General features: G+C 61.2%; 17 protein-coding genes. 11 read left to right on the forward strand and 6 right to left on the reverse strand.

Annotation, left to right across the window (positions count from 1 at the left end):
* Positions 1-55: 55 nt before the first annotated feature.
* Entirely contained in the window at positions 56-1036 is a 981-nt protein-coding gene (locus tag F0P96_RS06580) for a KpsF/GutQ family sugar-phosphate isomerase (RefSeq protein ID WP_151078045.1), read from the reverse strand.
* A gap of 80 nt (positions 1037-1116) precedes the next feature.
* On the opposite strand from F0P96_RS06580, the gene recQ reads away from it, so the two are divergent.
* The 3 genes from recQ (at position 1117) to F0P96_RS06595 (ending at position 6211) form a co-directional block, all read left to right on the forward strand.
* Entirely contained in the window at positions 1117-3345 is a 2229-nt protein-coding gene (gene recQ / locus F0P96_RS06585) for a DNA helicase RecQ (RefSeq protein ID WP_151078046.1), read from the forward strand.
* 145 nt (positions 3346-3490) lie between these two features.
* Positions 3491-5587, forward strand: a complete 2097-nt coding sequence (locus F0P96_RS06590) for a M3 family metallopeptidase (protein WP_151078047.1) — start codon at positions 3491-3493, stop codon at positions 5585-5587.
* Positions 5588-5689: 102 nt separating this feature from the next.
* Positions 5690-6211 (forward strand): dihydrofolate reductase family protein, encoded by a 522-nt coding sequence (locus F0P96_RS06595; protein WP_151078048.1) that lies wholly within the window; start codon positions 5690-5692, stop codon positions 6209-6211.
* Between the two features lie 73 nt (positions 6212-6284).
* On the opposite strand, the gene F0P96_RS06600 is transcribed toward F0P96_RS06595, so the two are convergent.
* On the reverse strand, positions 6285-6701 hold the full coding sequence (locus F0P96_RS06600; protein ID WP_151078309.1) for a BrxA/BrxB family bacilliredoxin: 417 nt from the start codon (positions 6699-6701) through the stop codon (positions 6285-6287).
* A gap of 376 nt (positions 6702-7077) precedes the next feature.
* On the opposite strand from F0P96_RS06600, the gene F0P96_RS06605 reads away from it, so the two are divergent.
* Together F0P96_RS06605 and F0P96_RS06610 are read left to right on the forward strand one after the other, a co-directional pair.
* Positions 7078-8136: a tetratricopeptide repeat protein gene (locus tag F0P96_RS06605; RefSeq protein ID WP_151078049.1), complete on the forward strand. Its 1059-nt coding sequence runs from the start codon at positions 7078-7080 to the stop codon at positions 8134-8136.
* Between the two features lie 25 nt (positions 8137-8161).
* Positions 8162-10285 (forward strand): OmpA family protein, encoded by a 2124-nt coding sequence (locus F0P96_RS06610; protein WP_167291177.1) that lies wholly within the window; start codon positions 8162-8164, stop codon positions 10283-10285.
* Positions 10286-10420: 135 nt separating this feature from the next.
* Here the strand turns inward: F0P96_RS06610 and F0P96_RS21420 are convergent, their stop codons facing one another.
* Positions 10421-10654 (reverse strand): DUF2750 domain-containing protein, encoded by a 234-nt coding sequence (locus F0P96_RS21420; RefSeq protein ID WP_420840945.1) that lies wholly within the window; start codon positions 10652-10654, stop codon positions 10421-10423.
* 252 nt (positions 10655-10906) lie between these two features.
* Here F0P96_RS21420 and F0P96_RS06620 point away from each other — a divergent pair, with 252 nt between their 5' ends.
* The 6 genes from F0P96_RS06620 to F0P96_RS06645 all read left to right on the forward strand — a co-directional run bounded on the left by F0P96_RS06620 (position 10907) and on the right by F0P96_RS06645 (position 16289).
* Positions 10907-11560, forward strand: a complete 654-nt coding sequence (locus tag F0P96_RS06620; protein ID WP_151078051.1) for a LutC/YkgG family protein — start codon at positions 10907-10909, stop codon at positions 11558-11560.
* 1 nt (position 11561) lies between these two features.
* Positions 11562-12338 (forward strand): UDP-2,3-diacylglucosamine diphosphatase, encoded by a 777-nt coding sequence (locus F0P96_RS06625; protein WP_235917405.1) that lies wholly within the window; start codon positions 11562-11564, stop codon positions 12336-12338.
* Positions 12298-13272 carry an NHL repeat-containing protein gene (locus F0P96_RS06630; protein WP_151078053.1) on the forward strand — a complete coding sequence of 325 codons (975 nt, stop codon included), beginning with the start codon at positions 12298-12300 and terminating at the stop codon, positions 13270-13272. Before F0P96_RS06625 ends, F0P96_RS06630 begins: the two co-directional genes overlap by 41 nt.
* A 126-nt stretch (positions 13273-13398) precedes the next feature.
* Positions 13399-14391, forward strand: coding sequence for a ComEA family DNA-binding protein (locus F0P96_RS06635; RefSeq protein ID WP_151078054.1), 993 nt, complete (start codon positions 13399-13401; stop codon positions 14389-14391).
* Positions 14392-14493: 102 nt separating this feature from the next.
* Complete coding sequence (locus tag F0P96_RS06640; RefSeq protein WP_151078055.1) at positions 14494-15366, forward strand: hypothetical protein; 873 nt, start codon at positions 14494-14496, stop codon at positions 15364-15366.
* A gap of 41 nt (positions 15367-15407) precedes the next feature.
* Positions 15408-16289, forward strand: coding sequence for an SDR family oxidoreductase (locus tag F0P96_RS06645; protein WP_151078056.1), 882 nt, complete (start codon positions 15408-15410; stop codon positions 16287-16289).
* Positions 16290-16421: 132 nt separating this feature from the next.
* Here the strand turns inward: F0P96_RS06645 and F0P96_RS06650 are convergent, their stop codons facing one another.
* The 3 genes from F0P96_RS06650 to F0P96_RS06660 form a co-directional block, all read right to left on the reverse strand.
* Positions 16422-18131, reverse strand: a complete 1710-nt coding sequence (locus F0P96_RS06650) for a hypothetical protein (protein WP_151078057.1) — start codon at positions 18129-18131, stop codon at positions 16422-16424.
* Positions 18132-18358: 227 nt separating this feature from the next.
* A complete protein-coding gene (locus F0P96_RS06655) occupies positions 18359-18862 on the reverse strand; it encodes a gliding motility lipoprotein GldH (protein ID WP_151078058.1) in 504 nt (167 codons plus the stop codon).
* A 9-nt stretch (positions 18863-18871) separates the two neighbouring features.
* Positions 18872-20404 (reverse strand): PSP1 domain-containing protein, encoded by a 1533-nt coding sequence (locus F0P96_RS06660; RefSeq protein ID WP_151078059.1) that lies wholly within the window; start codon positions 20402-20404, stop codon positions 18872-18874.
* Positions 20405-20462: the final 58 nt, after the last annotated feature.

Genomic DNA, 20462 nt, shown 5'->3' on the forward strand with positions numbered 1-20462 from the left:
GGCCATATCGGCACCCTCGGCTACACCAGCAGGGAGTACAAAAGTAGCAATTCGGCTACACCAGCCCTTCGCGCAGCAGATCGTGGAGGTGAATAAAGCCCAGGAAGCGGCCGGCTTCGGTTACCACCAATTGGGTGATGTTGCGCTCCTGCATGCGGGCCAAGGCTTCCACGGCAAATTCCTCGACGTCGATGGTCACTGGGCCGGGCGTCATGATGTCTTGGGCGCGCACCTGTGCCAGCCGCTCGGGAGCAAAATTGGAAAGCATCCGCCGCAGGTCGCCGTCGGTTACGATGCCCTGCAGCTGGCCGGCGCCGTCGAGCACGGCGGTGGCTCCGAGGCGCTTGCCCGAAATTTCGAGGATGACTTCGGCAAGGCGGGCGTCGAGCGGCACCCGGGGCGTTTGGTTCTGGCGGCTCAGGTCGCCCACTTTCAGGTAGAGTTTCTTGCCGAGGGTGCCGCCGGGGTGCAGGTGTGCAAAATCCTGCGAGCTGAACCCGCGTGACTCTAGCAGCGCCACGGCCAGCGCGTCGCCCAGGGCCAGGGCGGCAGTAGTGCTGGTGGTGGGAGCCAGGTTGTGCGGGCAGGCCTCTCGCTCCACGGGGGTGTGCAGCACAAAATCCGACTGGAGGGCGAGGTACGAGTCGCGGTTGGCCACCAGCGCGGCCATGGGCACTCGCAACCGCTTGAGCAGCGGCACCAGCACCTTTATTTCGGGCGTGTCGCCCGACTTGCTGATGCAGATAATAAAATCCTGGGGCTGAATCATGCCCAGGTCGCCGTGAATGGCGTCGGCGGCGTGCATAAACAGGGCTGGCGTGCCGGTAGAGTTGAGCGTGGCCACCATTTTGCCCGCAATGTGGGCGCTCTTGCCAATGCCGGTGACAACCACGCGGCCGTGCAGTCCCAAAATGGTACGCACGCAATCTTGGAAATCTCCGGTTTGCCCAATAGCTTCGGCTACGCCCCGAATGGCTTCTGCTTCTTGCAAAAGCACTTTTTTTCCGATGGAAGTAATGTCAGTCTGGGCTTTCAATCTAACTTTGTTTAGATTGAGCAGTAAACCTCTTTCCTAGTTTCCGCCCGGTTTGCACCCTTTGCTCAAGAGGAAGAAAGATGTCAGAAGTAGCCAACACAGCAGAGCCGATTGCCAAAAAGAAGGCCGCCAAGCCCGTTGGGGCCGATTTGAAGGCCAAGTTAAAGGAAGTTTTTGGCTACGGTCAGTTCCGCGGCACGCAGGAGGCCATCATCCAGAACGTTATCGACGGCCATAACACGTTTGTGATTATGCCGACGGGCGCGGGTAAGTCGCTGTGCTACCAGTTGCCAGCCCTTGTGCTGCCGGGCACGGCCATCGTCATTTCGCCGCTCATTGCGCTGATGAAAAATCAGGTCGACCAGCTCAACGCCTTTGGGGTAAATGCCCAGGTGATGAACTCGACGCTGACCAAGACCGAGGCCAACCGGGTGAAGAAGGACGTCATCAACGGCGACGTGAAGCTGCTGTACGTGGCGCCGGAGAGCCTGACGAAGGAGGAAACGCTTGATTTTCTGCAGAAGGCCACCATTTCGTTTGTGGCTATTGACGAGGCGCACTGCATTTCGGAGTGGGGCCACGATTTCCGGCCCGAGTACCGGCGCATCCGCGGCATCATCGACAGCCTGGGCATGGGCGTGCCCATTATTGCCCTCACGGCCACGGCCACGCCCAAGGTGCAGCTCGACATCCAGAAAAACCTGCAGATGGACGACGCCTCGGTGTTCAAGACGTCGTTTAACCGCACCAACCTCTACTACGAGGTGCGGCCCAAGCACCAGACCAAAAAGCAGCTGATTCAGTACGTGAAGCAGCGCAAGGGCCAGGCCGGCATTGTATACTGCCTGAGCCGCAAGAAGGTGGAGGAAATTGCCGAGCTGCTGAAGGTCAACGACGTGCGGGCCCTGCCCTACCACGCCGGCCTCGACCCGCAGACGCGCATGCACAACCAGGATGCGTTCCTGAACGAGGAAGCCGACGTGATTGTGGCCACCATTGCCTTCGGCATGGGCATCGACAAGCCCGACGTGCGTTTCGTGATTCACTACGATACGCCGAAGTCCATTGAGGGCTACTACCAGGAAACCGGCCGCGGCGGACGCGACGGACTCGACGGCGACTGTCTGATGTTCTACAGCTACGACGACATCGTGAAGCTGGAGAAGTTCAACAAGGACAAGCCGGTGACGGAGCGCGACAACTCCAAGCTGCTGCTGCAGGAAATGGCCAACTACGCCGACTCGGCCGTGTGCCGCCGCAAGCAGCTGCTGCACTACTTCGGCGAGGTGTACGAGAAGGATTGCGGCTTCTGCGACAACTGCAAGCACCCGCGCGAGAAGTTCGAGGCCAAGGAGTTTGTGAAGCTGGCCCTGCAGTCCGTGCAGCAAACCGAGCAGCGCTTCGGCATCGACCACCTGACGAGCGTGCTCACGGGCCTCACCAGCCCGCACATCGAAAGCTACGGCCACGATCAGCTGCCGGTGTACGGCGCGGGCAAAGAGCACGACGTGGCGTTCTGGCACTCGGTTATCCGCCAGTGCATGCTCAACGGCTTCCTGGGCAAGGACATCGAGAATTTCGGTGTTATCAAGCTCTGCGACAAAGGCGAGGAATTCCTGGCCGCGCCCTTCAGCCTGAAGTTTGCCAAAGACCACGACTTCGAGAAGGAAGTGCAGCAGGAAGAGCGGAAGGAGGAAGTGCAGCAATCGGCGGGGCACGACGCGGCCTTGTTCGATATGCTGAAGGCCCTGCGCAAGAAGCTGGCCCAGCAGAAAAACCTGCCGCCCTACGTGCTTTTTCAGGACCCGAGCCTGAAGGAAATGGCCACCACCTTCCCCACCAAAATGGACGACCTGGCGCACGTGTCGGGCGTGGGGCAGGGCAAGGCGCAGAAGTTTGGCGCGCCGTTTCTGGAGCTGATCAAGAAGTACGTAGCCGACAACGACATCGAAACCGCCGCCGACGTGGTGGTGAAATCGGCCGTCAACAAGTCGAAAATCAAGATTTACATCATCCAGCAGATCGACAAAAAGATGGACCTGGAGGAAATTGCGTCCTCCAAAGGCATCGACATGCGCGAGCTGATGGAGGAAATCGAGCACATCTGCTACGCCGGCACCAAGCTCAATCTGGATTACTACATCGACTCGGTGCTCGACCAGGACCGGCAGGAGGAAATCTACGACTACTTTATGCAGGCCGCTTCCGACAACATTGCCGTGGCCTTGGAAGAGCTGGGCACCGACGACTACACCGAAGAGGACCTGCGGTTGATGCGTATCAAGTTCCTGAGTGAAGTGGCCAACTAACGCTGGCACCGCCTTCACGCGAAAAACGCCCACGGCCTCGGCTGCGGGCGTTTTTGTTTGTGCCAATGCAGCGGTTGACCCCTAGCTCCGTCTCTCGGTTTCGGCTATCTTGGTCGCACACTTCCTTTTCCCTTTCCCTGCACCAATGACTTACTCCTACACCAAACTGCCTGCCCGCGTGGGGCTGGCCTTGCTGCTCACCCTGGGCGGCGTATCAGCGGCCACGGCCGGCGACGGTCCGACGCCCAAACCGGCTACGTCGGTGCTGATGCCGTCCTTCAACAAGACGGTTGATTTCAAGAAAACCACCAAGGCCGATATCAAGAAAACCACTGACGTGGCCGTGCTGGAAGCCAAAGCATCGTTGGCAGGCATTTACCTGGTGCCCGACAACAAGCGCACGTTTGCCAACACCATGCTGGCCCTCGACAACCTTTCGGCCCGGATTGGGCAGGCGGGCGGCACCATCAACATTCTTTCCAATGCCAGCCCCGATTCGGCCATCCGCAACCAGGCCCAGCGCAGCATTGCCGAGCTGAGCAAGTTTGGCAACGAAATGGAGCTGGACGAGAAGCTTTACAAGGCCGTGAAGGCCTACTCGCAAACCGCCGAAGCCAAAGCCCTGACCGGCGCGCGCAAGAAGTTTCTGACCGAAACCATTGAGGATTTTGAGCGCAGCGGCTTTGCCCTGAGCCCCGAAAAGCGCCAGGAACTAGGCAAAATCAACGACCGGATTTCGGAGTTGAGCCTAGCCTTCGGCAACAACATTGCGGCCTACAAGGACTTTTTGCTGGTGAGCGAGGCCGACATGAAAGGCCTGCCCGAAGACTACAAGAAGGCCCGCCCCAAGGAGGGCGACAAGTACAAGATTGGCCTCGACGGCCCGTCGTACAGCACGTTCATGAAGTACGCGGCTTCGGATGAGGCCCGCAAGCAGCTGTTTGTGAAGTACAACAACCGCGCGGCCGACAAAAACCTCGACGTGCTGAAGCAGCTGCTGGTGGAGCGCCAGAAGAAAGCCAAGCTGCTGGGTTACCCCAGCTACGCGGCCTACCAGATCAGCAGCCGCATGGCCAAAACCCCGCAAACGGTGTGGGACTTCGAAAGCAAGCTGGTGGAGCGCGTGAAGCAGAAAACCGCGCAAGACGTGGCCGAACTGCTGGAAGTGAAGCGCACGGCCTCGGGCGACCCGAAAGCCAGCACGCTCAGCCCCTGGGAAGTGAGCTACTACAACGAGCTGCTGATGAAAAACAAATACCAGCTCGACGCCGAGAAAACCAAGGAGTATTTCGCACTGAACAACGTGATGGACGGTCTGTTCCAGACCACGCAGCACCTGTTTGGGCTGAAATTCAACGAGGTGAAAGACGCTTCGACCTGGCACCCCGACGCCCGCCTGTTTGAGGTGCAGCGCGACGGAAAGCTCATCGGCCGCTTCTACCTCGACCTGCACCCGCGCGACAACAAGTACACCCACGCCGCTTGCTTTGGCATTGTGCCCGGCAAAGCCACGCCGCAGGGCTACCAGATTCCGACGGCCGCGCTGCTGTGCAACTTCAACGCGCCCACGGCCGACAAGCCGGCGCTGATGTCGCACGGTCAGGTGGTGACGTTCTTCCACGAGTTCGGCCACGTGATGCACAACTTGTTGACGACGGCCGAGCTGTCGTCGCAGTCGGGCACCAGCGTGAAGCGCGACTTTGTGGAGGCACCTTCCCAGATTCTGGAAAACTGGGCCTGGAACTACGACGCCCTGAAAGGCTTCGCCAAGCACTACAAAACCGGTGAGGTGCTGCCCAAGTCGCTCTACGACAAGATGTGGGCGGCCCGCAACGTGGGCTCGGGCATAGCCGCTTCGGCCCAGATTTTCTACGGCACGCTGGACATGACGCTGCACGACAAGTTTGACCCGAACGGCACCGAAACCACCACCGACGTGCTCAAGAAGGTGCAGAACCAGATCATGCCCTACCCCTACCTGGCTGGGACCAACATGCAGGCTGCTTTCGGGCACCTCACGGGCTACGGCGCGGGCTACTACGGCTACATGTGGTCGAAAGTGTACGCCGAAGACATGTTCTCGGTATTCGAGAAAAACGGCGTGATGGACCAGAAAACCGGCCTGCGCTACCGCGACATTGTGCTGGCGCAGGGCGGCACGAAGGAAGAGCTGGATTTGGTGAAAGAATTCCTCGGCCGCGAGCCGAACCAGGAAGCTTTCTTCAAGTCATTGGGCTTGTAGGCTGATTCCTTAGACTGCGGCTTGCCCGCTTTGCAGCTGCCCAATACCTTGGCGCCTCGCTCCGCAGCATTGCGGGCGAGGCGCCATTTTTTATTTCAGGTCATGCGCGAAATCGTCCTCTACATCGCCGCCTCGCTCGACGGCTACATTGCCGACGAAGCCGGTAGCGTAGCGTTTCTGAAACCGTTCGAAGAATCGGGTGAGGACTACGGCTACCACGAATTTCTCGGCAGCCTGCAGGCCGTGGTCATGGGTTCCCGCACCTACGAGCAGCTGCTGGGGTTCGGCATTCCGTGGCCCTACGCTGGCTTCGATACTTACGTGTGCACCCAGCGGAATTTGCCCACCCATGCCGACCCGCGCATCCGGCTCTTGAACCGGCCGGTAACGGAGCTGGTAGCCGAACTGCCCGCAGGCCGCACCTGGCTGGTAGGCGGCGGGCAGCTCATCGACTCGTTCAACGCCGCCGGGCTTATCGACCGGCTGATGCTGGCCGTGATACCCGTTGTTCTGGGCCGCGGCGTCAAGCTGCTGACCCAGCCGCCGCCGCAAAAATTAGCGCTAAAAAATTTTCAAAAATATTCCGACGGCGTGGTGATGCTCGACTATCAACTGCTGGGTTAGTCGCCGCTAAATGCAAGCAAAAAGGCCCGCAGCAGACGCCGCGGGCCTTTTCAGCACGAAAAACTTACTATTACTAGCAGTATTCGGCAAAGGCGCCTTGAAGGTTGTCCACAATGCGCATCAAGTCGTTGCCTTCGATGTGGTAGCGCTCAATCATGTGCACCAGTTCGCCGTCTTTGAAGAGGGCAATGCTGGGCGAACTGGGCGGGTACGGCAGCAGATGCTCGCGCACTTTGGCCACGGCTTCGGTTTCCATGCCGGCAAACACGGTCACGAGTTTCGCCGGCTTTTTGTCGGAGCTCGACAAAGCCATTTTCAGGGCCGGGCGGGCCTTGGCGGCGGCGCAGCCGCACACCGAGTTGACGGCCACCAGCACGGTGCCCTGGGCGGGAATGAGGGCGGCGTCCACTTCTTCGGGCGACATCAGCTGCTCGAAGCCGGCGTCGGTGAGGTCTTGGCGGATGGGGGCCACCATGTATTCGGGGTACATTGCCATGGGAATAAACTGGCTGAGGGTACGGAAAGAAAAGTCGCGGACACGAAGGCCGCGGCGGGTGCAAAATTACGCAAACTCCGACACGGCGCGGTGTATAACCACCGAAGCCAGCTAAATGGTTTGCTGATGGCGACAGATTGAGTGGTGGCAATGCAGGTGACTCGCCTGCCGGGCCTGCGGAGAAAGGGATTGTGAGAAAAATAGCAACTCAAACTCGCGGCCCGGCCGGACACCTGTCGGTGCAGGAGCTGAACTGGAAGCCGCGACCAGAGTTGACTTGACAAGCTAAGTTTGAGCAACGGCTGGCTTCTGCGGAAAAATCCAATATATTTCGACAAGGAAACGTCCACACCCTGGACCAATTACCAGCATGATGCAGAAATTACTTTTCACCATTTGCCTATCGACAGCGGGTTTTGCGGCCCAGGCACAGGTAGATACTGTACGGGCCACCACGTTGCCACCGGCGCAGGTAGCTGAGAAATATTACAATAGCGGCGTGGCGAAGTTCAACCAGAAAAGCTACCAGGCGGCCTTGCAAGACTTCGACCAAGCCATTAAGACCAAGGCCGACTTTGGCAAAGCCTACTACAACCGCGCTGCCACCCGCTACGAGCTGAAGCAGTACGGCCCGGCTGTGCAGGACTATAACCAAGCCATTCAGTTGGAACCCACCAGCTTCACGGCGTGGTATGGCCGTGCCCAAGCCAAGCAGGCGTTGGGCGAAAACGACGGTGCAGAGCAGGACTACGGCAAAACCGCCGAGCTGAAACCCGATTACGCCCCGGCGTGGTACTACCGCGGCGACCTACGCTTCGAAAAAGGCGACTACCAGGCGGCGCTGGCTGATTTCACCGCCGCCATCAAAGCCGACCCCAAGTACGCCTACGCCTATCACGACCGGGGCAGTGCCCAGCGCCAGCTCGGCAACTACGCCGCCGCCGTGCAGGATTATTCCGAAGCCCTGCGCCTGCAGCCCGAACTGGAAGTAGCCCTGCTGAACCGCGCTGCCGCCAAGCGCCGCCAGAACGACGCCAAAGGCGCGTTGGCCGACTACAACGCCTACCTCGGCCACCACACCGACAACCCCGTGGCCTACCTCGGCCGCGGTCAGGCTCGTTTTGAGGCCGGCGACTACAAAGCGGCGGCGGATGATTTCAGCAAGGCGCTGGAGCTGAAACCCGGCTACGCGCTGGCCCTGAACAACCGCGCTGCCGCCAAGCTCAAGCTGGAAGATTTCAAGGGTGCCGAGGCCGATGCCACGGCCGCTATTCAGCAAAACGCGCAGTACGCCGAGGCCTACCTAAACCGCGGGCACATCCGCGAAATGCTGCGCAATCCCGCCGGCGCCTGCGCCGACTGGCGCAAGGCCGCCGACCTGGGTATAGAAGCAGGCAAGAGCTACGCTGCCGCTTCGGGCTGTGAATAAGATGGGCCCTTTGATGCTTGCGACGATGATTTCAGTACCTACGCCCGCCTTTCGCGCTGTGAAGATTACGACCTCCAAGTGGCCCCGCAGCTTGGGCGCCTTCCTGGCCGCACTGCTGCTGGCCTACTCGGCTTCGGCCCAAAACCAGAACATCGAATTCACCAAAGACCAGTTCAACGGCGACAAGGAAGGGCTGAAAACCGCGCTCAAGGAAATCAAGCTGGGCAACGAGTGGTACGACACCGACCCGCCCCGCTACGAGCAGGCGCTGCCGCACTACCTGGCCGCGCAGCAGTTCAACCCCAACAACGCCCTGCTCAACTTCCGCATTGGGGCCTGCTACCTGGGCTCGGGTGGCCTTAAAGCCAAGTCGCTGCCCTACCTGCAGAAAGCGCAGCAGCTCAACCCCCAAGTGGATGAGCGCCTGCACTACCTGCTGGGCCGGGCCTTGCACCTGAACGCGAAGTGGACGGAGGCCATTGCCGAATACAAAGCGGCCCAGCCACCGGCCGGGCTGAAAGACGCCAACGCCCGCCAGAACGACATCAACAAGAAGATTGCCGAGTGCCAATCGGGCATGGCGTTGCAGAAAAACGCGGCCCGCGTGTTCATCGACAACGTGGGGCCGAACGTCAACTCCAGCGCGGCCGACTACGGGCCGGTCATCACGGCCGACGAATCGGTGATGCTGTTTACCTCGCGACGCCAGGGCGGCGTGGGCGACGACAAGGACCCCGAAACGGGCGGCTACTTCGAAGACATTTGGCAGTCGGTGCGCAACGCCGACGGCACCTGGCAGCAGGCCCGCAACCTGGGCACCAACGTAAATACCAAAGGCCACGACGCCGTGGTGGCGCTGGCCCCCGACGGCCAGCGGCTGATTACCTACGTGGAAGACGGCGCCGGCGACCTGCACGAAGCCTCGCTGAAAGGCGCGGAATGGAAGAAGCCCCAGCAGCTGGGCCGGCGCATCAACGGCGGCCAGTCGCACGAGCCCTCGGCGGCCTATACGCCCAACGGGCGCATGCTCTACTTTGTGAGCAACGGCTCCCCCAAGAGCAACCGCGGCGGCCACGACATCTGGCGCATCGACATCGAAGGCCGCGGCGACGCCGAAAACCTCGGACCGGTGATTAACACGCCCTTCAACGAAGACGGCATTTTCGTGCACCCCGACGGCAAAACCATCTACTTCTCGTCGGAAGGCCACAACTCGATGGGCGGCTACGACATCTTCAAGTCGGAGTGGAAAAACGGGCAGTGGACCAAGCCCGAAAACCTGGGCTGGCCGATTAACACCCCCGACGACGACGTGTTTTTCGTGCTGTCGGCCTCGGGCCGCCACGGCTACTACAGCAGCACCCGCGAGGAGGACGGCCTAGGCAGCCGCGACATCTACCAGATTACCTTCCTCGGCCCCGAAAAGCCGCCAGTGCTGTCGGGCGAAGACCAGCTGCTGGCCTCGCGCGCCGCGCCGCTGCGCGAAACCCTGCTGGCCCCGCCGGTCGCCATTGCCTCGGCCCAGGTAACCATCCTGAAAGGCACTGTAACCGACGCCGACTCGAAGCAGCCCATCGAGGCCACCATCGACTTGGTCGACAACTCGCTGGCCCAGACCATTGCCTCGTTTACCAGCAATGCGCAGTCGGGGCGCTACCTCGTGTCGCTGCCCTCGGGCACCAACTACGGCATTGTGGTGCGTAAGGAAGGGTACCTGTTCCACTCCGAAAACTTCGATTTGCCGCAGGGCGCGGCCTACTCGGAAGTGGTGAAGGACATTCCGCTCAAGAAGCTTGATGTGGGCGCCAAAGTGGTGCTCAACAACATCTTTTTCGACTTCGACAAGGCCACCTTGCGCAAGGAAAGCACCGCCGAGCTGCAGCGCCTCGTGCAGCTGATGACGACCGAATACCCCAGCCTGCGCATCGAAATTTCGGGCCACACCGACAACGTGGGCAAGGCCGAATACAACAAGGACCTCTCGCAGCGCCGCGCCAAAGCCGTGGTCGATTACCTTACCGGCAAGGGTGTGGCCGCCGCGCGCCTCACTTCGGCCGGCTACGGCGATACGCAACCCGTGGCCACGAACAACACCAAGGAAGGCCGGCAGCTGAACCGCCGGACGGAGTTTAAGGTCCTTAGTAAATAGGTATCGGACGCAATCTTACATAGGAGAAGCGGTGCTGCGGCTCGAAGCTGCGGTACCGCTTTTCGTTTTCACCCTCAAATATTCATTGTCGACTTCTGTTAAGGGCACTGAGTCGTTTGTTTCACTTGACTTTTATTACTCGTATTGCTCCAGCTCCTGATTTAAAGCGTCCGGCAAATACTGAGGAGACACTTCTATAGCTTGTCGCATTAGATTAGGGAATACACCGACTAGTTGATCATGCGTTATCATTCCCGGCAGCCATTTCTCGATGAACTGCTGCAACTCTATTTTCGCAGGTTTGTAGCCATTCCATTCTTCAACGGCATAGGCTTGGGCAAACGCTTCTTCGGGCCAGAACGGCAGCACTTCCTGCCCTTCATCGTTAGCGACTACTGCCCAGCCTTCTTCCTCTTTTAGCCCCCATACCGCTTAAAAATCGGCTATTTTCCTGACGAAGTATTCAAACCGTTGAGGCGCGGCAAGCTTGAGCACACTTTCAAATTGCTTCGGATGCATAACTTTTTGGGCCAATATATCTGTTAAAGCACGGAGGTAACTCGTCCACAAAATCCGTGGAATCCGAAAAATCCGTCTAAATCCGTGGTTAGCTTTGCACCTATGCCCTCCGAAACCTCCCGCGACATAGTGCTGCGCCGTGTGCGCGAGGCTTTGCAGAAGCCCAGCCCCCACCTGCCGCCCACGCCCAACCTCACCTCGCCCGTTTTCGCCCCGCCGGCCGACGACCTCACGGTGCTCTTCGCCGAAAGCTTTGTGAGGGTGGGCGGCACGTTTTACTACTGCGCCTCCGAAGCCGACTTTTTCGACCAGCTGTTCGCCCTCAAAAAGGAGCGCAGCATCGAGCACCTGTTTGTGTGGGAACCGGAGCTGAAGAAGCTCTTGCACGCGGCCGGCATCGTGTTTACGGGCGACGAAACCGACTTCATTGCCCACGCCGACGCGGGCCTGACGACCTGCGAAGCCCTGGTAGCCCGCACCGGCTCGGTGGTGCTCAGCTCGGCCACAGCCAGCGGGCGGCGCCTGAGCATTTACCCCGACCAGCAGCTGGTGTTTGCCCGCGCCTCGCAAATCGTGGCTGACATCGGCGACGCGCTGGCGCGGCTGGAGCAGCAGTACGGGACCGACAAGCTGCCGTCGATGCTCTCGTTGGCTACCGGCCCGAGCCGCACCGCCGACATCGAAAAAACGCTGGTCCTGGGCGCCCACGGCCCGCGCAGCATCACGTTGTTTCTGATTGATGACCTCGGCGCCTAAGATGCTCCCCACCCTGCCCGACGTGCCGCTGCGGCCGGGCCAGCGCGTGTACTTCGCCTCCGATTTTCACCTCGGCGCGCCCTCCGTGGCGGCCTCGCAGGAGCGGGAGCGGCGCATTGTGCGCTGGCTGGATATGGCCGCGCAGGACGCGGCGGCCATCTACCTCGTCGGCGACATTTTCGACTTCTGGTTTGAGTACCGTCACGCTATTCCGCGCGGCTTTATCCGGCTGCAGGGCAAGCTGGCCGAACTCACCGACCGCGGCATTCCCATCACCTTCTTCACCGGCAACCACGACATGTGGATGTTCGGCTACTTCACCGAAGAGTTGGGCATTCCGGTGCTGCGCCACCCCGTCAGCCTGAACATCGGTCCGCACCGCTTCCACCTGGGCCACGGCGACGGGCTGGGGCCGAAGGACTACACCTACAAGTTTTTGAAGCGCGTGTTTGCCTCGCCGGTAGCGCAGTGGCTGTTTGCGCGCCTGCACCCCAACTTCGGCATCGGCATTGCCAACGCGTGGAGCCAGCGCAGCCGTATCAGCAACACCGGCAAAGACGACCAGTATTTTGGCGACGACGAGTGGCTGCTGGTGTACTGCCGCGAGTTGGAAAAGCGCATTCACCACGACTACTACGTGTTTGGCCACCGCCACCTCCCGCTCGATGTGCCAGTGGGCCCCGGCAGCCGCTACGTGAACTTGGGCGAATGGGTCAATTATTGTACCTACGCGGTGTATGACGGACAGCAACTCGCCCTCGAACACTTCACCGGCTAACGTCTTGCACCCGCGGCTGCCGATGCTGCTGGGCGGGCTGTTGCTGCTCGCCTTTCCGCTGACGGCTTCAGCCCAAACGGCCACCACGCCGCCCTCGGCCCCGGCCGCCGTACGCCCGCCGGCGCAGCCCGCAGGCAAGCCAGCCGAAACCGTTTCAGCTACACCGGCTGCGCCCGAAGCCTGGAAGCTGGTGCGCACCATTGCGCTGCCGCAGCCCGGCCCGGCCTCGCTCGACCGCCGCGGCAACCTTTACGTGGCCGACGCCAAGAACAACCTGCGGCAGTTTGCGCCCGATGGCCAGCCGCTGGCCGTCTACTCGCCGCCGCTGCCGGGCCACACGGCCCAGGTAGAAGCCTGGAACACCACCAAGGTGCTTGTGTTCTACGACGACCGGCAGGAGCTGCTGTTTCTCGACCGGTTTCTGGCGCCCATTTCCAGCACACGCCTCGCCGAGTACACCGACGGCCAGATTCGAGCCGCCACCCTCGCGCCCGACGAAAACCTGTGGCTGCTCAACGAGAGTGATTTGCGGCTTTCGCAGTTCAGCACCCAACAGCAGCGCTTTAGCATCAACACCCCGCTCGATTTGCTGCTGGGCCGCCAGAAACCCGATTTTCGCTTCCTGCGCGAGTACCAGAACAACCTCTACCTCGTCGACCACAACTCCGACGTGTGGGTGTTCGACAACTTGGGCAACTTCCGCAAACGCCTCCCCTTCCAAGGCCTTACCACCATCGGTTTCCGCGGCGACGAGTTGTATTTCCTGAAAGACGGGCAGCTGCACTTCTTTCACCTTTACCAGCTGAAGGAACGTACCCAACCGCTGCCCACGCCGGCCGGCACTGCCGTTAGCCAGGTGCTGGTGGGCGAACAATACGCCTACTGCTTTCTGCCCGAAGGCGTGGCCGTGTACCAGTTGCCGCTGGCCAAGTGAGGCCGAATCGGCTGGCACCACATTCTGCTATTCCTATTTTCCGATTCATTTCTTTACTTACACCCGGCCCAGTGCTTTGGCGCGGGGTCACCAAGCTATTGTTCGTCGTTTTGTTAGTTGGTTTTTATGGGTTTGCTTACGCCGCTGCACCGGTTGGTGCGCCGCCATTTTGGGTTTTCGCGGGCTGAAACCAACGGGTTTGCCGTGTTGCTGCTGGTATTGCTGGGCCTGTTTTCGGCGCCCGTTCTCCTGCGTCCAGCCCTGCCCGCCTACAATCCCGCTACTGACCGCCAGCAGCTCGATGCCGTAGCGGCCGAGCTGGCGGCGCAACGCCCCGCCTACACCCCGCGCTTCCGCAGCAAATACCCCCAGCGCAAGCCCTACGAAGCCGTGGCGCAGGTGCCGTTGGCGCCCTTCGACCCCAACGCGCTGGACGAAACCGGCTGGCAGGCCCGCGGGCTGCCGCGCTACCTGGCCACGCGCCTGGTGAAATACGGCAGCGCCATTGGCGGCTTCAAGGCCAAAGAACAGATTCACAAAGCCTACGGCCTGACCGAGGAACAATACGCACGTCTTGCTCCCTACATCCAACTGCCCGAGGCGCTGCCGCCGCGCGCGGCCCGGGAGTTTGCCAGCCGCTACCCCAAAAGCCGCTTCGGCCCCGACTCGGCCCGTTTTCCTCCTTCAAAGTTTACGCGCAAGCCCAAGCATCTGGCGGCCTTCGACCTGAACACGGCCGACACCACCCAGCTGATGCAGATTCGGGGCGTGGGGCGGCGGTTGTCGGCGCGGGTGGTGGAGTACCGCGGACGGCTGGGCGGTTTCCTTTCTGTGAACCAAACGGCCGAAATCTACAGCCTGCGCGACGCGCCCGACCTGGTAGATAGCCTGCGCAAGTACACGTTTGTGGCTGCGGGTTTTCAGCCCGCGCCCATTAATGTAAACAAAGGCTCGTTTGAGGACCTGTACCCGCACCCCTACGTGGGCAAGCGGCTGGCGCGGGTGCTGGTGGCCTACCGTGCCCAGCACGGGCCGTTCAAGCAGGCCGCCGATTTGCAGCAGATCCGCACGTTGAGCGAAGAAGACTATCAGAAACTGCTGCCGTATCTGCGGTTTTAAGCGCCGAAGCCAGTGCCAGAAACAGCCGCCGAGGGCTACTTTGCGTAAGCGCAAACCAGCGTGTAGCGCCGCAGCGTTTCTGTTCACTCAAGCTCTTCTGCCATGCTTTTTGTCCTCCGCGACAAGCTTGTTCCTCTCCTGATTTTTCTGCAGTCGGTGATTTGCGGGTGTGCCCGCGACGCCGACCGGGGCGACTTTGAGCGGGTGTCGCAGGCGTATACCATCAAGCAAGTGGGCCGCATGGAGCGCGACAAGGTGGTGGAAAGCTCCGGCCTGGCCCTGGCCAACGCCGAAGGCGACCTGTGGACGCACGGCGACGGGGGCAACACCAGCAACCTGTACCTGATTACGCCCCAAGGTGACCTGCTGCGCACCCAACCCGTGCGCGGCGCCCACAACGTGGATTGGGAAGACCTCGCGCAGGACCGCCAACGCGGCTTTCTGTACATCGGCGACTTTGGCAACAACGCCAACAAGCGCCGCGACCTGCGCATCTACCGCCTCAGCGGCCCACAGTTCACGCAGGTAGATACCATCCTGTTCCGCTACCCCGATCAGCAGCAGTTCCCGCCGAAGAAAGCCCGGCGCAACTTCGACTGTGAAGCCTTCTTCTTCCGTGACGACAGCTTATACCTGTTCACCAAAAACCGCGGCAAGGGCAATTGGGTGAAAGAATACCACCTGCCCGCCAAACCTGGCAACTACGTAGCGCGCTTGGCCGACAGCATCCGCATCAACACCTGGATAACGGCAGCCGACATCAGCCCCAACGGCCGCACCGTGGCCTTGCTGGGCTACGGCCACGTGTACCTCATCGAGCCGCAACCCGGCCAAAAACTTTTCTCGGGTGCCAAAAGTTGCTTGCCACTTCCCACCAGCGGCCAGGCCGAAGCCCTCACGTTCGTCAACGACCACGACTTTGTAATCAGCAACGAAAAAGGAAAGCTCTACCGCGCCGTGCACGACGGCAAGTGATGCTTCACGCTGGTTTCGCTATTGCCCTCTGATTCACTCTTATGAAAACAGACACCATCCTCATTACCGGCGCTACGGGCACGGTAGGCTCTGAACTCGTCCGGGCACTGGCCAACCGCGGGGCCACCGTGCGGGCCGGGGTGCACTCCGTCATCAAAGGCGACCGGCTCAAGCACCTGAATCCCGAAGTGCAATTAGTGGAGCTGGCTTTCGAACGCCCCGAGACACTCGTGCCGGCCTTCACTGGCGTCGACCGGGTGTTTCTCATCACGCCGTTTTCGCCCGAGCAGGTAGCCGTTGCCCGGCAGCTCATTGATGCCGCCAAAGCCGCCGGCGTCAAGCAGGTTGTGAAACTATCGGCACTGGGCGCCGAGGCCGAGCCCGGCATTCAGCTGGGGCGCTGGCACCGCGAAGCCGAGCAATATCTGGCGCAAAGCGGCTTGTCGTACGCTATTGTGCGGCCCAGCAGCTTCATGCAGAATTTCATCACCTACCACGCCGACGGCATCAGGCAGCAAGGTGCTATTTACCTGCCGCTCGGCCAGGGCCGCCTCAGCTACATCGACGCGCAGGATATTGCCGCTGCCGCCGCCGCCATCTTGCTCGACGACCCGATTCGCCACCACGGCCGCGCCTACCCACTCACCGGCTCCGAAGCGTTGTCGACCGACGAGGTAGCTCGCATCATCGGTCAAGCCGCTGGCCGCGACGTGCGCTACGTCGACCTGCCCGAGGATGCAGCCCGCCAGGGTATGCAAGGCGCTCCGCAGTGGCTTGTTGATGCCATGATGGAACTGAACGCCATCGGCAAAGCCGGATACGCCGCCACCGTGGCGCCTGATCTGGAACGGTTAACAGGTCGCCCGGCCCGCACTTTCGCCGAGTTTGCCCAAGACCACCGCACCGCGTTTGCGGCGGCGTAGCGAATCGCCGACTAGCTGTCCGTGGTCGTGTACCTACAATACTCGGCAGCCACCGGTGAATGATTCTCCATTGGCAACAAAAAAGGCTTTCTGCACTGCAGAAAGCCTTTTTTGTTATCGGTCAATTACCACTTAGTAGCGGTCATCGTCGTCGCGGCCGCTGTTGCGGCGCGGCGCAGAGCCGTAGTCCGAATCGTCGTTCGATTGGTTGCGGTAACTGTTGCGGTTTCCTTGGCCGTAGTTGCGGTTGCGGTCCTGCGAGTCATAGTCGCCGCGCGAGGCCGAGCCCGTGCGCGAGTTACGGTTCGACGAATCGTACTCGTCGTTGTAGGAGCCGCCGCGCGAGCCGTAGCCTTCGCCGGAGTTGCCGCCGTAGCCACCCTGGCCCTGGTTGTAGCCGCTGCGTGAGCCGTAGTTCTCGTTTTGTGAGCCGTACGACGAACCCGAGCGGCCCGAGCCGTACCGGTCGTCGTTGTAGCCGCCGCCGTAGCCACCGCCCATGTTGCCGCCGCTCATGCCGCGGTTGCCGCGGCCGTAGTCGTCGCCTTGCTGCATGTTGCTGCCGCCGTAGTTACGGCCGCTGTAGTCGCCGCCCTGCGAGCCGTAGGTATCCTGGTAGCCGCCGCCCATGCTCTGCGAACGGCCCGAGCCGGAATAGTCGCCGCCACGCGACGGGCGGTAATCCTCGTGCTGGTTGCGACGGCCGTACTGGCTGTCGTCGCCTTGGCCGTAGCCACCGCGCATGCCTTGGCCGCCGCGGTTGCTCATGCCCCCGCCCATCGACGAGCGGCCGTAATCTTCGCTGTAGCCCTGGCTGCGGCCGTAGTTAGAGCCGTTGTCGTTGTTGTAGTCGTTGCGGCCCATGTTGCCTTGCGAGCCGCGGCCGTAGTCGCCACCTTGGCTGCCGTAGCCTCCCTGGTCGTTGCGGTTGCTCATGCCTCCTTGGCTTTGGCTGCCGTAGCCGCGCTCCTGATAGCCGTAGGAGTCGCGCATGCCTTGGCCGCCGCTCATGTTGCCTTGGTGCATGTCCTGCGAGCCGCGACCGTAGCTGCCGCTGTAGCCGCCCTGATTGCCGTAGCCACCTTGGCCCTGGTACTCGTCGCGGCCGCTGTACTGGCCGTAGGAGTTGCCTTGGCCGCCGCGGTTGTACTGATCCTGCCCGTACTCGTTGCCGCGCGAGCGGGTGTCGTAGTCGCGGTTTTGATTGCCGTAACCACCCTGGGTATTGCCGGAGCCCTGGCTACCGTATTCGCCACGCCCCGAGCCGCTGTACATATTTTCGTCCCGGTCACGGTCGTTGTAGCTGCCCTGGGTGCTGTTGCCGAAGTTGCCGCCGTAGTTGCCGCGGCTTTCGGAGTTGCTATCCATGCCGCCGCTGTTTTGCTGGCTGCCCGACATCGACAAAGAGTCCTGGTTTTGGCTGCGGCTGCTCGACGAAGACGACGAGCCTTTGCTGCCCGATTTCTTGGCCGTGGCCGACGTGCCGCTGGCACCCGTAGCGCTGGTAGCGCCCGATTTGCTGCTCGACGATTTGCTGCCGCTGGCAGATGATTTGCCCGTGCTGGCGCCACTCGTACGGCTGGTGCTGCCGCTCTTGCCAGCCGACACCGCTCCCTGGCCCATGCTCGTTTGCGAGTCGGCCAGCGACTGGCTGGAAACACTCGAGCCTGACGTACGGTTGCTGTCAGTGCTGCCGCTGGTCAGGCTCGTGGTAGAACCAGATTGATTGGTGCCGGAGTTCATGCCGCCGGTCGATGTCGAGCCGGAAGCCGAAGTACCCGACTGCATCGAACCGGCATTCTGGTTCTTGGCGTCGTTCTGATTTTTGGTGTTGTCAGCCATGATGAGGGTGTTTTGGGTGAAAAGATGGGGAAACAAAAAGTGCCTATCCTATACGCTGCGCATTCTGCCGAGTTCCGTTTTTTGCACACTTTCATACATAGTAAAATACTATGTTTCCCCATTGCCTGGTCCGTTGTTTTCTACGCGCAACCAAGTTCGTCACCGCCCAAAAACAAACCAGCCACTGCGGGAGGGCAGTGGCTGGCTTCAGGTAAAAAACAAGCTTGTTAAGGCGTGTCGGGTGCTTTTTCATTGGCTTTGACTACCCGTACGCCCATAGCCATGATGCCCGGCAATACGTCCTGCCGCATGTACTGCTCCAGCACCACGGTGTAGGTACCGGGGCGCGCAAACCGCTGCTTCGGAAGGGCCAGAAACTGGTGGTCGAAAATGTCGCCGGTGCCGTCGCCGAGTGGTTCGCCGGTCTTGGGGTCCATCAGAACCATGTGGTGCAAAAGCCGCGACACCACTTGCCCGTCGGGCCCCGTGAGTGTGTGCTTCACATACAGGTTGTAGTAGCCGTAGGCCGAGGCGTTGCGCACATTGAAATACACGTCGTACAACTGCGTGGTGTCCTGAATATCGAACGAAAACGAGGGCTTGTTCTGCACCGACCACGCATAGTCGGGCAGGTCGATGTTGGTTTCGTACACCCGGTTTGGGTCGCAGGCCACCAATAGCGGCAGCACCAGCAGCCACAGCATCGCACGCAACAGGGCAAGGTTGTTCATCGGCATGGGCTACGAAGCAGCTGGTGGAGGAGTTGAACCGCCGCCTTCGCCCCCGCTCCGGCGGCCGCCGCGCCGCGAACGGCTGCTGCGGCCCGACCGTTCGGCGGCTCCGCTGTCAGCTGCCGGTTTTGGTGTCCCCGGCGCCGCACCGTCGGCCGATGGCGACGCGTTGCGGAAACGTGGGTCGAAGCGCGGCGTGGGCCGCTCGGGCCGTGGCGCGTCGTTGCTGGCGCCGCTGCGGGCCCCACGGCGGCTACCCGAACGGCTGCCTTTCGGGGCCCGTCCTTCGGCTCCTTCAGAAGGCGTAGCTACGCCCGTGGGCTCGGGCCTCGGCTTGGGTTCCGGCCGCGGCATTGGGGCCGACTTCGGGACCGAAGCAGTGGGCTTGGGTAGCGCATTGCCCGGAGCGGTAGTGGTGGTAGGCTTCTTCTTGCGCTTGCTGCGCTTGACGCCTTTTATTTTGTCGTCGAGGCGGTCGAGGGAGCCTTCCACGTGGTCCTGCACGCTGGGCGTGGGTTCGGCCTCAATCACCGGGGCCAGCAGCGCGTCCGGCTTCTCCCCGGCTTTGTTCAGCGTCTGGATTTCGCGCACGCGCTCGGCCGTGAGCATGTGCCAGTTGTTGTCGCCGCGGTAGGCAAACCACATGCGCTTCTTGAAGATGTCGGTCTTCTGCAGGAAGGCTTCGCCCTGCTGGGTTTGCAGGGGGCGCTGCACTTGCGGAATGTCCTTCAGCGCGTCGAGGTAGGTATCGAGCTCGTAGTTGAGGCAGCACTTGAGCCGCCCACATTGGCCCGATAGTTTAGCCGGGTTCAGGCTCAGATTTTGGTAGCGTGCGGCGGTGGTACTCACGCTCTTGAACTCCGTCAGCCAGGTAGAGCAGCACAGCTCGCGCCCGCACGACCCGATACCGCCCAGGCGGCCGGCTTCGTGGCGCAACGAAATCTGGCGCATCTCTACCCGCACGCGGAATTCATCGGCGAGGCGCTTGATCAGGTCCCGAAAATCCACCCGGTCTTCGGCCGAGTAGAAGAATGTGGCACGGGTGCGGTCGGCCTGATACTCCACGTCGGAGAGTTTCATTTTCAGGCGCAACTCGTCGACGAGGGAGCGGGCCTTGAACATGGTGCCCAACTCCAGGTTTTGGGCGGCTTCAAACCTCTCGATGTCCTCGGCCGTGGCCACCCGCATGATGCCGCGAATGTCCTTGTGGTCGACGGGCACCTTTTTCTTGCGCATCTGCAGACGCACCAGTTCGCCCTTCAGCGACACGTGGCCAAGGTGCCAGCCGTTGCCGCCGGTTTCCACCACCACGGCGTCGCCGGTGACGAGGGCCAAACGATGGGTATTGCGGAAAAACTCTTTGCGGCCGCCCTTGAAGCGCAGCTCGACGATATCGAATTCTTTGAAGTCGACGGGCAGGTCTAGGTCCTGCAGCCAGTCGAAAACGTTGAGGCGGTTACAGCCTCCCGATGAGCAGCCCCCTTTGGAGCCGCAGCCAGACGTAGAGCATCCGCCCCCGCTGGAACATGAAGTGCAAGCCACGGAAAAAATATCTATGTGTAAGCGGGCCCAAGACAGGCCCGACGGAAAATCCGGTTCC

Source organism: Hymenobacter busanensis, assembly GCF_008727865.1.
GTDB lineage: Bacteria > Bacteroidota > Bacteroidia > Cytophagales > Hymenobacteraceae > Solirubrum > Solirubrum busanense.